12 protein-coding genes are annotated in these 14,297 nt (G+C 65.0%); 11 read left to right on the top strand and 1 reads right to left on the bottom strand.

The window, feature by feature from the left end; genetic code table 11:
• Positions 1 to 82: 82 nt before the first annotated feature.
• A complete protein-coding gene (locus PQV96_RS17010; RefSeq protein WP_198846776.1) occupies positions 83 to 979 on the bottom strand; it encodes a LysR family transcriptional regulator in 897 nt (298 codons plus the stop codon).
• A gap of 144 nt (positions 980 to 1,123) precedes the next feature.
• On the opposite strand from PQV96_RS17010, the gene PQV96_RS17005 reads away from it, so the two are divergent.
• The 11 genes from PQV96_RS17005 (at position 1,124) to PQV96_RS16955 (ending at position 14,293) form a co-directional block, all read left to right on the top strand.
• The gene (locus PQV96_RS17005; RefSeq protein WP_273623680.1) at positions 1,124 to 3,244 is read left to right on the top strand and encodes a 3-hydroxyacyl-CoA dehydrogenase NAD-binding domain-containing protein; all 2,121 of its coding nucleotides are present in this window, start codon (positions 1,124 to 1,126) and stop codon (positions 3,242 to 3,244) included.
• A 141-nt stretch (positions 3,245 to 3,385) separates the two neighbouring features.
• On the top strand, positions 3,386 to 4,585 hold the full coding sequence (locus PQV96_RS17000; protein ID WP_273623679.1) for an acetyl-CoA C-acyltransferase: 1,200 nt from the start codon (positions 3,386 to 3,388) through the stop codon (positions 4,583 to 4,585).
• A 39-nt stretch (positions 4,586 to 4,624) separates the two neighbouring features.
• On the top strand, positions 4,625 to 5,821 hold the full coding sequence (locus tag PQV96_RS16995; RefSeq protein ID WP_273623677.1) for an acyl-CoA dehydrogenase family protein: 1,197 nt from the start codon (positions 4,625 to 4,627) through the stop codon (positions 5,819 to 5,821).
• A gap of 10 nt (positions 5,822 to 5,831) precedes the next feature.
• On the top strand, positions 5,832 to 6,965 hold the full coding sequence (locus PQV96_RS16990) for an acyl-CoA dehydrogenase family protein (protein WP_273623676.1): 1,134 nt from the start codon (positions 5,832 to 5,834) through the stop codon (positions 6,963 to 6,965).
• Between the two features lie 4 nt (positions 6,966 to 6,969).
• Entirely contained in the window at positions 6,970 to 7,806 is an 837-nt protein-coding gene (locus PQV96_RS16985; protein ID WP_273623675.1) for an oxepin-CoA hydrolase, alternative type, read from the top strand.
• Positions 7,803 to 9,053 (top strand): CaiB/BaiF CoA transferase family protein, encoded by a 1,251-nt coding sequence (locus PQV96_RS16980; protein WP_273623674.1) that lies wholly within the window; start codon positions 7,803 to 7,805, stop codon positions 9,051 to 9,053. The genes PQV96_RS16985 and PQV96_RS16980 overlap by 4 nt, the downstream gene beginning before the upstream one ends.
• 80 nt (positions 9,054 to 9,133) lie before the next feature.
• Positions 9,134 to 10,141 carry a Bug family tripartite tricarboxylate transporter substrate binding protein gene (locus PQV96_RS16975; protein WP_273623673.1) on the top strand — a complete coding sequence of 336 codons (1,008 nt, stop codon included), beginning with the start codon at positions 9,134 to 9,136 and terminating at the stop codon, positions 10,139 to 10,141.
• Positions 10,142 to 10,321: 180 nt separating this feature from the next.
• Positions 10,322 to 11,335, top strand: coding sequence for a Bug family tripartite tricarboxylate transporter substrate binding protein (locus tag PQV96_RS16970; protein ID WP_207374416.1), 1,014 nt, complete (start codon positions 10,322 to 10,324; stop codon positions 11,333 to 11,335).
• A 162-nt stretch (positions 11,336 to 11,497) separates the two neighbouring features.
• A complete protein-coding gene (locus PQV96_RS16965; RefSeq protein ID WP_273623672.1) occupies positions 11,498 to 12,247 on the top strand; it encodes an electron transfer flavoprotein subunit beta/FixA family protein in 750 nt (249 codons plus the stop codon).
• Positions 12,248 to 13,180, top strand: a complete 933-nt coding sequence (locus PQV96_RS16960) for an electron transfer flavoprotein subunit alpha/FixB family protein (protein WP_273623671.1) — start codon at positions 12,248 to 12,250, stop codon at positions 13,178 to 13,180.
• Between the two features lie 129 nt (positions 13,181 to 13,309).
• Entirely contained in the window at positions 13,310 to 14,293 is a 984-nt protein-coding gene (locus PQV96_RS16955; RefSeq protein ID WP_273623670.1) for a tripartite tricarboxylate transporter substrate binding protein, read from the top strand.
• Positions 14,294 to 14,297: the final 4 nt, after the last annotated feature.

Below are 14,297 nucleotides of genomic sequence, written 5' to 3'. Positions count from 1 at the left end.
TGGGTAGACGTTTGCTATAAAAAGCATAGCTTCTGGCGCTTATCTATCAAGCGCTAGAGGCTATTTTGTATGTGGATCTCAATCACGCCTGCGTGGGCAGGGCGCGCCCCAGCAGGTAGTCGATGCAGGTGCGCACCGCGCGCGTCTGGTGCCGGTCGGGCATGTAGAGCATGAACATCTGCGTGCCGAAAATGCTCAGGCGCCATTCGTCCAGCGTGGTCAGCACCTCACCGCTGGTCACGGCGTCCTGCACCACGTAGTCGGGCACCAGGCCCACGCCCAGCCCGGCCAGAATGCCCTGGCGCAGAAACGGAAAGTGCTCGGAGATGATGGTTGGCTCCAGCAGCACCTCCTGGCGCTGCTCACCCTGGTAGCCCCGCAGGCGCAGCTGCTTGCCCACCACGCCTGACGTGATCACCGGCGCAGCCCGCAGCGCCTCGAAGGTTTGCGGCAGGCCCTGCGCTTCGGCATAGGCGCGGGATGCGCAGGCGATGTAGCGCACGCTGCCCAGGTCGCGGGCCACCAGCGTGGGCGGGGGCTCGGGCATCACGCGGATGGCGATGTCCACTTCGTCGCGGATCAGGTCGTCTACCCGGTTTTCAAAGCGCACATCCAGCACGATGCCGGGGTACAGGCGCTTGAAGTCGATCAGCCAGTCCGACATCACCATCTGCCCGTAACCGCTGGGCACGCTCAGGCCCACGCGGCCCTGCAGGCCCTGGCCCAGCGTCGCAATCGTTTCGCGCGCAGCCAGCATCTCGTTCTGGATGGCGCGGCCATGCGCGTACAGGCGCAGGCCCACTTCGGTCGGCTCCACCCGGCGCGTGGTGCGGCGCACCAGTTGCACGCCGACTGACTTTTCCAGCTGGTGCAGGTGGTAGCTCACGTTGGCCCGCGTCATTTTCAAATTGCGGGCCGCCTGGCTCAGGTTGCCCGCGTCCAGGATGTCCACCAGCACGGTGAGCGAAGTGAGTTCCATAACAAAGGTGGTGTGATGAGGCCATGCGCCGCTTTTGTCAAAAGCGTTTTGACAGTCTGTCAATGGACTATGTAATTGTCAAGATAGTTTCGCGCATCAACAATCACCCGGTCATCAACAGCCACTGACCAGGAGACTCCCCGCATGGGCGCTGCCGCTTCCGCCTCTTCCGTTGTTACCACCGCCTTGCATGGTGACGTGCTGGTGGTCACCATCGACAACCCACCGGTCAACGCCCTCGGCGCTGCCGTGCGCCAGGGCCTGCTGGCCGCCATGCAACAGGCGCAGGCCGACGCGGCCGTGGCCGCCGTGCTGCTGGTGGGCGCAGGCAAGGCCTTCATTGCCGGGGCCGACATTCGCGAATTTGGCAAGCCGCCCGTGCCCCCGGCACTGCCCGAGGTCTGCCGCGCCATCGAAGGCTCGGACAAGCCCGTGGTGGCCGTGCTGCACGGCGCAGCGCTGGGTGGCGGGCTGGAAGTGGCCCTGTCGGCCCACTACCGCCTGGCATTGCCTGCCGCCACCCTGGGCCTGCCCGAAGTGAACCTGGGCCTGCTACCCGGCTCGGGCGGCACGCAGCGCGCACCGCGCCTGATGGGCGTGCAGGCTGCTACCAGCCTCATGCTAAGCGGTCAGCACCTCAAGGCCCAGGCGGCATTGCAAGCCGGTCTGGTGGATAAATTGGTTGAAGGCGCCGACGCGCAGGCCGAAGGCCTGGCCTATGTGCGCGAATTGCTCGCCGCCAAGGCCCCCGTGCGCCGCACCCGCGACCTGGCGATTGCCGAACCCCAGGCCGCGCTGGCCTGGCTGGAAGAGCAAAAGGCCGAGACCGCGAAGAAGGCCCGCGGCCTGTTCTCGCCCCTCAAGATCATCGAATGCGTGCAAGCCGCCGTGCAACTGCCGTTTGACGAAGGCCTGGCCCGCGAACGCGCGCTGTTCATCGAATGCCTGGACAGCCCCCAACGCGCCGGCCTCATCCACGCCTTCTTTGCCGAGCGTGAAGTGGCCAAGGTGCCTGAAGCCCAGGCCGCGCAGCCACGCCCGGTGGCCAGCATTGCCGTCATCGGTGGCGGCACCATGGGTGCGGGCATTGCCGTGGCGGCCCTCGATGCCGGCTTGCCCGTCACCATGATCGAGCGTGATGCCGAGTCCATCGCCCGTGGCCGCGCCAATGTCGAGAAGGTCTACAACGCCCTGGTCTCCAAAGGCCGCATGACCGACGCCGCCAAGGCCGCCGTGATGGCGCGCTACACCGGCAGCACCGGCTATGCCGACATCGCCCAGGTGGACCTCGTGATCGAGGCCGTGTTTGAAGACATCGAGGTCAAGAAGGCCGTGTTCCGCGAGCTGGACCGCGTGTGCAAGCCCGGCGCGGTGCTGGCCACCAACACGTCCTACCTCGACATCGACGCCATCGCCGCCGCGACCAGCCGCCCGCAGGACGTGATTGGCCTGCACTTCTTCAGCCCCGCCAACATCATGAAGCTGCTGGAGATCGTGGTGCCCGCCAAGGTCGCGCCCGATGTGGTGACCACGGCGTTTGAGCTGGCCAAAAAACTCAAAAAGGTGCCTGTGCGCGCCGGTGTGTGTGACGGCTTCATCGGCAACCGCATCTTGGCTGTCTACAAGCAGGCGGCTGACTACCTGCTGGAAGACGGTGCCAGCCCCTACGAGATCGACGCCGCCGTGCGCGGCTTTGGCTTTGCGATGGGCCCCTTCCAGGTGACGGACCTGGCCGGTGGCGACATTGGCTGGGCCACCCGCAAGCGCCGCGCTGCCACGCGCGACCCCCAGGCCCGCTACGTGGAGATTGCCGACCGCATCTGCGAGCGCGGCTGGTTTGGCCAGAAGACCGGGCGCGGTTTTTACCTCTACCCCGAAGGCTCCCGCACGGGCCAGCCCGACCCTGAAGTGCTGGCCATTGTGGATGCCGAGCGCGCCAAGAAGGGCGTCACCCCCCGCAGCTTTACCGCTGACGAGATCATGCGCCGCTACATGGCCGCCATGGTCAACGAAGGGGCCAATGTGGTGCACGAGGGCATTGCCCTGCGCCCGCTGGATGTGGACGTGACCTTTGTGGCGGGCTATGGCTTTCCGCGCCACCGCGGCGGCCCCATGAAGTGGGCCGACATGACGGGGCTGGACAAGGTGCTGGCCGACATCCAGGCCTTTGCCAAGGAAGACCCACTGTTCTGGAAGCCCGCGCCGCTGCTGGAACAACTGGTGGCCGAAGGCCGCAACTTCGACAGCCTGAACAAGGCGGCTTGATCGCCCCAGCCGTCATCAAAAACAGGAGCTGCCAGCGCTTGTATTTCAATGATTTCAAAGGGTTTTCATACTGAAAGACCCGTGAATAAAGCGCTAGCAGCTATCAAAAACAAAGCACTCTCACACACCCAGGAGCCCGCCATGCGCGAAGCCGTCATCGTTTCCACCGCCCGTACCCCGCTGGCCAAGTCGCACCGCGGCGAATTCAACCAAACCCCCGGCGCCCAGCTGGGTGCCTTCTCGGTACAGGCTGCCGTGCAGCGCGCAGGCATTGACCCCGGCCTGATCGAAGACTTGATCTGGGGCTGCGGCTACCCTGAGGGCACCACCGGCCGCAACATTGGCCGCCAGACGGCGCTGCGCGCAGGCCTGCCCGTCACCGTGGGCGGCACGGTCATCAACCGCTTCTGCTCCTCGGGCCTGCAGGCCATTGCCGTGGCTGCCGGGCGCATCGTGCTCGAAGGCGTGCCTGCCATGGTGGCGGGTGGCGTGGAAAGCATTTCGCTGATGAACCCCGCAGGCCGCAGCGGTGCATCGCACCTGGACCCCTGGCTGGTGGAGCACAAGCCCGCGCTGTTCATGGAAATGATCGACACCGCCGATGTGGTGGCCCAGCGCTACGGCATCACGCGGGAAGACCAGGACGCTTTCTCGCTGCAAAGCCAGCAGCGCACCGCAGCCGCGCAGGCCAGCGGTGTGTTCGACAACGAAATCGTGCCCTGCAAAACCACTATGGCCGAGAAGAACAAGGACACCGGCGAGGTGACCTACCGCGAGGTGGTGGCCACCATGGACAACTGCAACCGCCCCAGCACCACGCTGGAGGGCCTGGCCAAGCTGGAGCCCGTGAAGGGCGCGGGCAAGTTCGTCACGGCAGGCAATGCCTCGCAGCTGTCAGACGGCTCGGCCGCCTGCGTGATGATGGAAGCCAAAGAGGCCGAGCGCCGTGGCCTGCAGGCCCTGGGCGCTTTCCGTGGCTTTGCCGTGGCGGGCTGCGAGCCCGACGAGATGGGCATTGGCCCCGTGTTTGCCGTGCCCCGCCTGCTGGAGCGCGCGGGCCTCAAGGTCGAAGACATCGCCCTGTGGGAGCTGAACGAGGCCTTTGCCTCGCAAGCCCTGTACTGCCAGCGCCAGCTCGGTATTCCGATGGAGCGGCTCAACGTCAACGGCGGTGCCATCTCAATCGGCCACCCCTTTGGCATGACGGGCGCGCGCCTGGCCGGTCACATCCTGCTCGAAGGCCAGCGCCGCAAGGCCAAGGACTCTTCCGTGAAGTGGGCCGTGGTGACCATGTGCATCGGCGGCGGCCAAGGCGCAGCCGGCCTGTTCGAGATTTTCTGATCCACACAACGCAACTTTTTCCTGAAGCAGACGACCGACATGGACCTGAATTTCACCCCTGAAGAAGAAGCCTTCCGCGCCGAGGTGCAGGCTTTCCTGAAAGACAAGCTGCCCGCACGCATCGCCAACAAGGTCAAGGCTGGCCAGCGCCTGACCAAGGCCGACCAGGACGAGTGGCACGCCATCCTCAACGAACGCGGCTGGCTGGCCAACCACTGGCCCGAGGAATACGGCGGCCCCGGCTGGGGCGCGGTCGAGAAGTTCATTTTCGACACCGAGTGCGCCCTGGCCGGTGGCCCGCGCATCGTGCCCTTTGGCGTGAACATGCTGGGCCCGGTGCTCATCAAGTTTGGCAACGAGGCGCAGAAGAAATACTGGCTGCCGCGCATCCTGAGCGGTGAGGACTGGTGGTGCCAGGGCTACTCCGAACCCGGCGCGGGTTCGGACCTGGCTTCCGTGAAAACCACGGCAGTGCGCCAGGGCGACCACTACATCGTCAATGGCCAGAAGACTTGGACCACCCAGGGCCAGCACGCCAACATGATCTTCTGCCTGGTGCGCACGGACCGCGAAGCCAAGGCCCAGTCGGGCATCAGCTTTTTGCTGGTGGACATGAATTCGCCCGGGGTGGAGCTGCGTCCCATCCGCACGCTCGATGGCGACAAGGAAGTCAACGAGGTGTTCTTCACCGACGTGAAGGTGCCCGTGGAAAACCTGGTGGGCGAGGAAAACAAGGGCTGGACGTACGCGAAGTACCTGCTGACCTACGAACGCACGGGCATTGCCGGCGTGGGCTTTTGCATTGCCGCGCTGGCAAAGCTCCAGGTGATTGCCGCCAAGGTCATGAAGAACGGCAAGCCGCTGGACCAGGACCCGCTGTTCGCCGCCCGCATGGCCCAGGTCGAGATCGACCTGGAGAACATGAAGACCACCAACCTGCGCGTGATTGCCGCCGTGGCCGGTGGCGGTGTGCCCGGTGCGGAAAGCTCCATGCTCAAGATCCGTGGCACCGAGATTCGCCAGGAGATTTTGTCGCTGATGCGCCGTGCTGTGGGCCCGTACGCGCTGCCCTTCATCGAGGAAGCCCAGTACGAAGGCTATGCCGACGAGCCCGTGGGCCCGAAAGAGGCTGCCACGGCTGCTGCCAACTATTTCAACTACCGCAAGCTGTCGATCTTCGGCGGCTCCAATGAAATCCAGAAGAACATCATTTCAAAAATGATCTTGGGCCTGTGAGGTTGCCGCGATGAACTTTGAACACAACGAAGACCGCCGCATGCTGGCGGACACCCTGAACCGTTTTGTGGCCGAGCAGTACGGCATCGAAACCCGCAACCACATTGCCTACGGCGACAACGGCATGGACCCGGCGCTGTGGGCCCGCTTTGCCGAACTTGGCGCGATTGGCGCGCTGTTCCCCGAAGCCGATGGCGGTTTTGGCGGTGCAGGCTTTGACGTGGCCGTGGTGTTTGAAGCCCTGGGCAGTGGCTTGGTGGTGGAGCCGTTTGTGGGCGCGCTGGTGGTGGGCCGCGCGCTGGGCTTGGCGGGCAGCGCAGCGCAAAAGGAACACATCGCCAGCCTCATCGACGGCAGCACCATCGCCGCACTGGCGCACGAAGAGCCTGGCGCGCACTACGCACTGAACCGCGTGACCACCCGCGCCGTGCGCAGTGGCGATGGCTGGCAACTCACCGGCCACAAGGCCGTGGTGCTGCATGGCGACCAGGCGCAGTGGCTGCTGGTCAGTGCCCGCACCTCGGGCGCTGTGGACGATGAAGACGGAATTTCGCTGTTCCTGGTGCCCACTGATGCCGCAGGCCTCACACGCCGTGGCATGGGCCGCATTGACGGTGGCCGCGTGGCCGAAGTCACGCTGCAGAACGTGCAAGTGGGCGCGGGCGCGCTGCTGGGCGCGGAAGGGCAGGGCTTTGCCACGCTGGAGCGCGCCGTGGGCTGGGGCATTCTGGCCGTGTGTGCCGAGGCGCTGGGCGCCATGGATGTGGCCAAGAAGCACACGCTGGAATACCTGCAAACGCGCAAACAGTTTGGTGTGCCCATTGGCAGCTTCCAGGCCCTGCAGCACCGCATGGCCGACTTGCTGCTGGCAGTGGAGCAGGCCCGCTCGGCCGTCATCAACGCCGCCGCCGCCATGGACAGCACCGACCGCGCCGAGCGCGAGCGCGCGCTGTCGGCCGCCAAGGTCACCATGGGCCGCATCGGCGCTCTGGTGGCGGAAGAAAGCATTCAGCTGCACGGCGGCATTGGCATGACGTGGGAGTTGCCCTTGTCGCACTACGCCAAGCGCCTCGTCATGGTGGACCACCAGTTTGGTGATGAAGACCACCACCTGGCGCGCTTTATCGAACTTGGCCGGAACTGAAGCCATGGAGCAGCCACTGCCTCTGCTGCAACGCCGCGAGGGCGCGGTGTTGGTGCTCTCCAACAACAACCCGGCCGCGCGCAACGCACTGTCGCCCGCGTTCTACGCGGCGCTGACGGAGGCCTTGGCGCAGGCCGAGGCCGACCCCACCGTGGGCGCCATCTTGCTCACGGGCGAAGGCGGGCATTTTTGCGCGGGCGGTGACTTGCGCCAATTGGCCAAGCGCCGCGAACTGCCCATTGAAGAACGCCGCGCCAAGCTCGAAGGCCTGCACGACCTGATCCGCACCGTGCGCGATTGCCGCAAGCCGGTGATTGCCGCAGTGGAGGGCGCTGCTGCCGGTGCCGGCCTGTCGCTGGCGCTGGCTTGCGACATGCTGGTGGCTGCGCGCAACGCCGTGTTCTCGGTCGCGTACGTGAAGGTTGGGCTCACGCCCGATGGTGGCGCCACGGCCTTCCTGGCCGAGTTCGTGTCGCGCCAGGTGCTGACCGAGCTGTGCCTGACGGGCGAGCGCATTTCGGGCGAGCGGCTGCACGCGCTGGGCCCCGTCAATCGTTTGGCAGAACCCGGCGAGGCCCTCACCCAGGCGCTGGCGCTGGCCGCGCAGGTGGCCACTGGCCCCGATGTGGCCATGGGCCGTATCAAGGCGCTGTGCCGCAGTGCCTACACGCAGCCGCTGGACGACCAGTTGGAGCTGGAAGCTCAGCTCATGGTGCAGTCGCAAGCCACCGAAGAATCCCGCGAAGGCATTGGCGCATTTCTGGAAAAGCGCCCGGCCGATTTTGCACGCCTGCGCCAGATCAATGCACCGCGCACTGGCAATGAAGAGACTCAGCCATGACCCAGCAAAACTCTCCCACCCCATCGCTGCCCGAGGGCATGGACTTCCCGCTCGAAGGCGTGCGCGTGCTCGACCTCTCGCGCGTGTTTGCAGGCCCGCTGTGCGGCCAGGTGCTGGCCGACTTTGGTGCCGATGTCATCAAGGTGGAGCACCCCGGCCGGGGTGACGACACCCGCGACTGGGGCATGCGCATCGGCAAGACCGAGACCACCTACTACAACAGCATGAACCGCAACAAGCGGTCCATCACGGTGGATTTGCAAACGCCCGAAGGCGTGAAGATCATCCATAGCCTGCTGCCGCAGTGCGACGTGGTGATCCAGAACTTCAAGACCGGTGGCGCCGAAAAACTGGGCCTGGGCTACGAGCAGCTCAAGGCCATCAAGCCGGATCTGATCTATTGCTCGGTGTCCGGCTACGACAGCTCGGGGCCCGAAGCCAAGCGGCCGGGCTACGACCTGGTGATCCAGGCCGAGGCGGGGCTCATGGCCATCAACGGTGAAGCCGGCCAGCCGCCGCTGAAGTTTGGCGTGGCCGCGGTGGACATGATGACCGGCATGTACGCCGCGCAGGCCGTGCTGGCCGCGCTGTTCCGCCGCGAACGCACGGGCAAGGGCCGCCACATCGAGATGGCGCTGTACGACTGCGGCCTGATGATCACCGGCTACTACGGGCTCGATGCCCTGCTGCTGGGGCACGACCCGCAGCGCTATGGCAACGCGCACCCTTCCATCGTGCCCTACGGCATGTACGACGCGGCCGATGGCCCGCTCATCATCGGCGTGGGCAACAACGCGCAGTTCGACAAGTTCTGCCGCCAGGTGGTGCACCGCCCCGACATCGTCGAAGACCCCCGCTTTGCCACCAATGTGGAACGCGCCAAGAACCGCCTGGTGCTGGGCCCCATGCTCAAGGAATTGATTGCCGGCTTCCCGCGCGAGTTGCTGCTGGAGCGCCTGTCGGCAGCCGGCATTCCCTGCGGCAAGGTGGCTGGTTTGCATGAGGCGCTGACCAGCGAACGCACGCGCCGTGGCGGCCTGCTCCAAGAGATGCCTCACCCCGTGGCGGGCACCACGCATGTGTTTGCGCCGCCGTACCGGCTCGATGGCCAGCGCCTGCCTATTCGCAACGCGCCGCCCACGCTGGGCGCGGCCACGCGCGATGTGCTGCAGCAGCTGCTGCAACTGCCCGAGGCCGAACTGCAAGCCCTGCGCGACAAGGGTGTACTGACCCTTCCACCGCTTTGATTGCTATATAAGTAATAGCTGCTAGCGCTTTTAAATAGGGCGCTGCAGCCGGTTTTCACTACAACCCAAGGAGACAAAACATGCGTACATCGAACATCCACCGCCGCAGCGTATTGCGAGGCCTGGCCGCTTTGGGCAGCACGGGCCTGCTGGGCTCGGCCCTGGCCCAGGCGGGCAAAGACGGCTGGCCCAGCAAACCCATCCGGCTGGTGGTGCCCTACCAGGCGGGCGGCGCGACCGACATCACGGCCCGTACCCTGGGCGAAAAGCTCTCGGCCCGCCTGGGCCAGCCCGTGTTGGTGGACAACCGGGGTGGCGCGGGCGGCGTGAGCGGCACCGACCACGCCCTCAAGTCGCCAGCCGATGGCTACACGCTGCTGGTGTCTTTGGGCACCACCATGCTCATCAACCAGTTCCTGTACGAGCGCCTTCCCTACCAGCCGCAAAAAGACCAGGCCCTCATCACGCAGATTGCCCTGGCGCCGGTGGTGCTGCTGGTGCACCCGCAACTGCCGGTGTCCAACGCGCAGGAGCTGATGGCGTACATCGACCGCAACAAGGGCAAGGTCGCCTACGGCTCGTGGGGCGCGGGCTCGTATGCCCATCTGGCGGGCGCGTGGCTGTCGGACAAGCTCAAGGCCGACATGAACCATGTGCCCTACAAGGGCGAGGCGCCCATGCTGCAAGACCTGGTGGGTGGTCAGCTCCAGATGGCGTTTGCCAGCCTGCAGTCGGCTCGGCCCTACATCGATTCAGGCCGACTCAAGACCTTGGCTGTGACCGGCACGCAGCGCATGGACGCGCTGCCCAAGATTGCCACCATGTCCGAACAGGGCATCAAGGATGAGGTGTTCCAGGTGACCGGCTGGCTTGGCATGAGCGCACCTGCCAAGACGCCTCCTGAAGTGGTGGCCCGCCTGGGCACCGAGCTGCAGGCCGTGATCGCCATGCCCGAAGTGCGCGAGCGCATTCAGCAGATGGGCTTCATCCCGGTGGGTAGCAGCCCCGAGCAGTTCAACGCCCAGTTCAAGAAAGATGCGCCTGTGTGGGAACGGGTGGTGAAGATCTCTGGCGCTAGACTGGATTAACACCCCCTGAGCCGCTGCGCGGCTTCCCCCGCTCTCGCAACGCTGCGCGTTGCGGGCAGGGGACGCAGCCAGCGCGGCGGGGCGGCCCTTGCGCGGCTGCTCCCGCTTCGGCCGCGCCAGTTTCGGACGGCGTGGGCCTACGCAGCGCTAAAGACCACTGAAAGACAAGACGTTTTCGCCATGAACAAACCATCCCTTTTCCCCGCCACCTTTTCGCGCCGCGCGGTGCTCGCCGCAACTGCAGCAGTCTCTGCCATCGGTCTGCTGGGCACGGCCCCGGCGCATGCCCAGGCCTGGCCCACCAAGATGATCAAGCTGGTGGTGCCATTCCCGGCGGGCGGCCCCACCGACACGGCCTCGCGCATCGTCGGTCAGCGCCTGTCTGAGCGCCTGGGCCAGCCGGTGGTGGTGGAAAACCGCGCAGGTGCTTCGGGTTCCATCGCGGCAGCCCAGGTGGCCAAGAGTCCGGCCGATGGCTACACGCTGATGATGCTGGCCACGCCCACGCTGCTGGCGCCGCACCTCTACAAGAAGGCAGGCTACGACACGACGAAAGACTTCACGCCCGTGGCCACGGTGTACGACCTGCCCATCGTGGTGGTCGTCAACCCCGCGCAGATGCCTTCGGTGACCGATGTGCAAAAGCTCATCACCCACGCCAAGGCGCGGCCTGGCCAGCTCAACTACACCAGCTCGGGCGCAGGCAGCTTTGGCCACCTGAGCATGGAACTGCTCAAGCAGATGGGTGGCTTTGAAATGCAGCACGTGCCCTACAAGGGCGGCGTGCCCGCCATCACCGACACGATCGGCGGCCAGGTGCCGCTGATGTATGCCGACCTGGTGGCAGCACTGCCCCACATCCAGGCAGGCAAGCTGCGCGCCATTGCCGTGGGCTCACCCCAGCGCGTGGCCATGCTGCCCGATGTGAAGACCATTGCCGAGCAGGGCTTCAAGGGCTACGAAGCCGTGTCGTGGGGCGGCCTGATGGCGCCACCCGGCACGCCCAAGGCTGTGGTGGACCGCATCGCCAGCGAGGTCAAGCAGATCCTGGCCGACAAGGAAATTCAGGACAAGCTGCTCACCGCCGGTGCCATCGCCGCCTTCCAGTCGCCTGACCAGATGGCCCAGCGCATCAAGAGCGACTACGCCAAGTGGGGCGCTGTCATCCGCGACAAGGGCATCTCGAACGAGTAAGAGCAGCTCCCAAAACTCCCCTGGCGTCGTTGTTCCGCCTTGTCGTACTGTTTGTACTGTCTGCGGCGGAACGCCTAGCCAGGGCCGCTTCGCCGAGTTTTGTCAGCCGCTCTCAATGTGCCACCCGCACACCCACAACAAAAACCAAGGAAAGACGCTCCCATGAAAGTTCTCGTACCCGTCAAGCGCGTGGTGGACTACAACGTGAAGGTCCGCGTGAAGTCGGACAACACAGGTGTGGACATCGCCAACGTGAAGATGAGCATGAACCCCTTTGACGAAATCGCCGTTGAAGAGGCCGTGCGCCTGAAAGAAAAAGGCCTGGTGACCGAAGTCATCGCAGTCTCCTGCGGCGTGGCCCAATGCCAGGAAACCCTGCGCACCGCCATGGCCATCGGCGCTGACCGCGCCATCCTCGTGGAAACCGATGCCGAACTGCAGCCCCTGGCCGTGGCCAAGCTCCTCAAAGCCCTGGTCGACAAAGAGCAACCCCAGCTCATCATCCTGGGCAAACAAGCCATCGACGACGACGCCAACCAGACCGGCCAAATGCTCGCCGCATTGGCAGACCTGCCCCAGGCCACCTTTGCCAGCAAGGTTGAACTCGCTGCCGACAAAGTCAGCGTGACCCGCGAAGTCGACGGCGGCCTCGAAACCCTGGCATTGAGCCTGCCCGCCGTCATCACCACCGACCTGCGCCTGAACGAACCCCGCTACGTCACCTTGCCCAACATCATGAAGGCCAAGAAAAAGCAGCTGGACACCGTCAAGCCAGAAGACCTCGGCGTGGACGTGGCTCCGCGCCTGAAGACCCTGAAGGTGACCGAACCCGCCAAGCGCGGCGCAGGCATCAAGGTGGCTGACGTAGCTGCACTCGTTGAAAAACTCAAGAACGAAGCGAAGGTGATCTAAATGTCGGTACTCGTTATTGCTGAACACGACAACGCCAGCATCAAAGGCGCAACCCTCAACACCGTCACTGCCGCTGCAGCTTGCGGCGGCGACGTGCACATCCTCGTCGCCGGCCACAACGCCGGTGCCGCCGCACAAGCCGCTGCCCAGATCGCCGGTGTCGCCAAAGTCATCCACGCCGACGCAGCCGGCCTGGCCCACGGCCTCGCAGAAAACGTCGCTGCACAGGTCTTGGCCATCGCCAGCAACTACAGCCACATCCTCTTCCCCGCCACCGCTGGCGGCAAGAACGTGGCACCCCGCGTGGCTGCCAAGCTCGACGTCGCCCAGATCAGCGACATCACCAAAGTGGTGAGCGCCGACACCTTCGAGCGCCCCATCTACGCCGGCAACGCCATCGCTACGGTGCAAAGCGCAGATAGCGTCAAAGTCATCACCGTGCGCACCACCGGCTTTGACGCAGCAGCCGCCACTGGTGGCTCTGCCGCCGTTGAAACCGCAGCCGCCACAGCCGACAACGGCAAGAGCAGCTTCATCGGCAGCGAAATCGCCAAGAGCGACCGGCCTGAACTCACCGCCGCCAAGATCATCGTCTCCGGTGGCCGGGCTTTGGGCAGCGCCGAGAAGTTCAACGAAGTCATCACCCCACTGGCCGACAAGCTGGGCGCAGCCATTGGCGCCAGCCGCGCGGCGGTGGATGCGGGCTACGCCCCGAACGACTTGCAAGTGGGCCAGACAGGCAAGATCGTGGCGCCGCAGCTGTACATCGCTGCTGGTATCTCGGGTGCGATCCAGCACTTGGCCGGGATGAAGGATTCGAAGGTGATCGTGGCGATCAACAAGGATCCGGAAGCGCCGATCTTCAGCGTGGCTGACTACGGGCTGGAGGCGGACTTGTTCACGGCTGTGCCTGAATTGGCCAAGGCGCTCTGAACTGCCCAGGCCTTTCACCATCGGCCCGCATGTGCAAGGCTGATTGCTACTAAAAACATAGCTGCTAGCGCTTATCCATAAAGCGTTAGCAGCTATTTTTACTTGAAAAACGATACAGGAGACAACACCATGAACGCATCCCTTTCCCGCCGCCGCATCGTGCAGGCCACGGGCGCTGCGCTGGCCACGGCCGCGCTGCCCGCACTGGCGCAGTCCGGCTGGCCCAGCCGCCCCATTCGCATCGTGGTGCCGTACACCGCCGGTGGCTTCACCGACCAGATGGCGCGCCTGCTGATCGTGGGCCTGCAAAAGCAGTTGGGCCAGCCCGTGGTGATCGACAACAAGCCCGGTGCCAACAGCATCATCGGTGTGGAAGCCGTGGCCAAGGCCGCGCCCGACGGGCACACGTTTGGTGTGGTGATTCCGGCCTTCACCGCCAACACCACGCTGTACCCCAAACTGCCGTACAACCCGCGCAAGGATCTGGTGGGCGTGTCGCTCATGGGCGTGTCGCCCCTGGTGGCTGCCGTGGCGCCCAATGCGCCGTTTAAAACGGTGAAGGAACTGGTGGCTTACGCCAAGGCCAACCCGGGCAAGGTGAGCTTTGCTTCATCAGGCACCGGCTCGGCCGCGCACCTGACGAGCGAGCTGCTCAAGTCGCTCACGCAGACGTTCATGGTGCACATTCCCTACCGTGGCGCGGCACCGGCGCTCACTGATCTGCTCGGTGGGCAAGTGTCGTTGTTTCTCGACCCTCCGCCCAACCTGATCCAGCCCGCCAAGGCGGGTCGTATCACGCTGATTGGCGTGGCCAGCGAAAAGCGCCTGCCCATGCTGCCCGATGTGCCCACCTTCATCGAGCAGGGCATTCCCGGCATGGTGGGCAGCACCTGGGCCAGCATGATTGCTCCGGCAGGCACGCCGCGCGACATCGTCAAACGCATGTCCGACGCGGTGAACGCCATCATCCAGAGCGAAGAAACCAAGGCGAAGCTCGAAGCCATGGGCACCTTCGGCGAAGGCACCACGCCCGAGGCCTGTGATGCCTTCCTGGCGGCCGAGACTACCAAGTGGGGCAAGGTGATCCGCGACGCAGGGGTGACGCTGGATTGATCTG

It is taken from the genome of Acidovorax temperans (assembly GCF_028596105.1).
GTDB lineage: Bacteria > Pseudomonadota > Gammaproteobacteria > Burkholderiales > Burkholderiaceae_C > Acidovorax > Acidovorax temperans.
The sequence above is the reverse complement of the archived record's forward strand: the minus strand, read 5'-3'. Positions and strand labels throughout refer to the sequence as shown.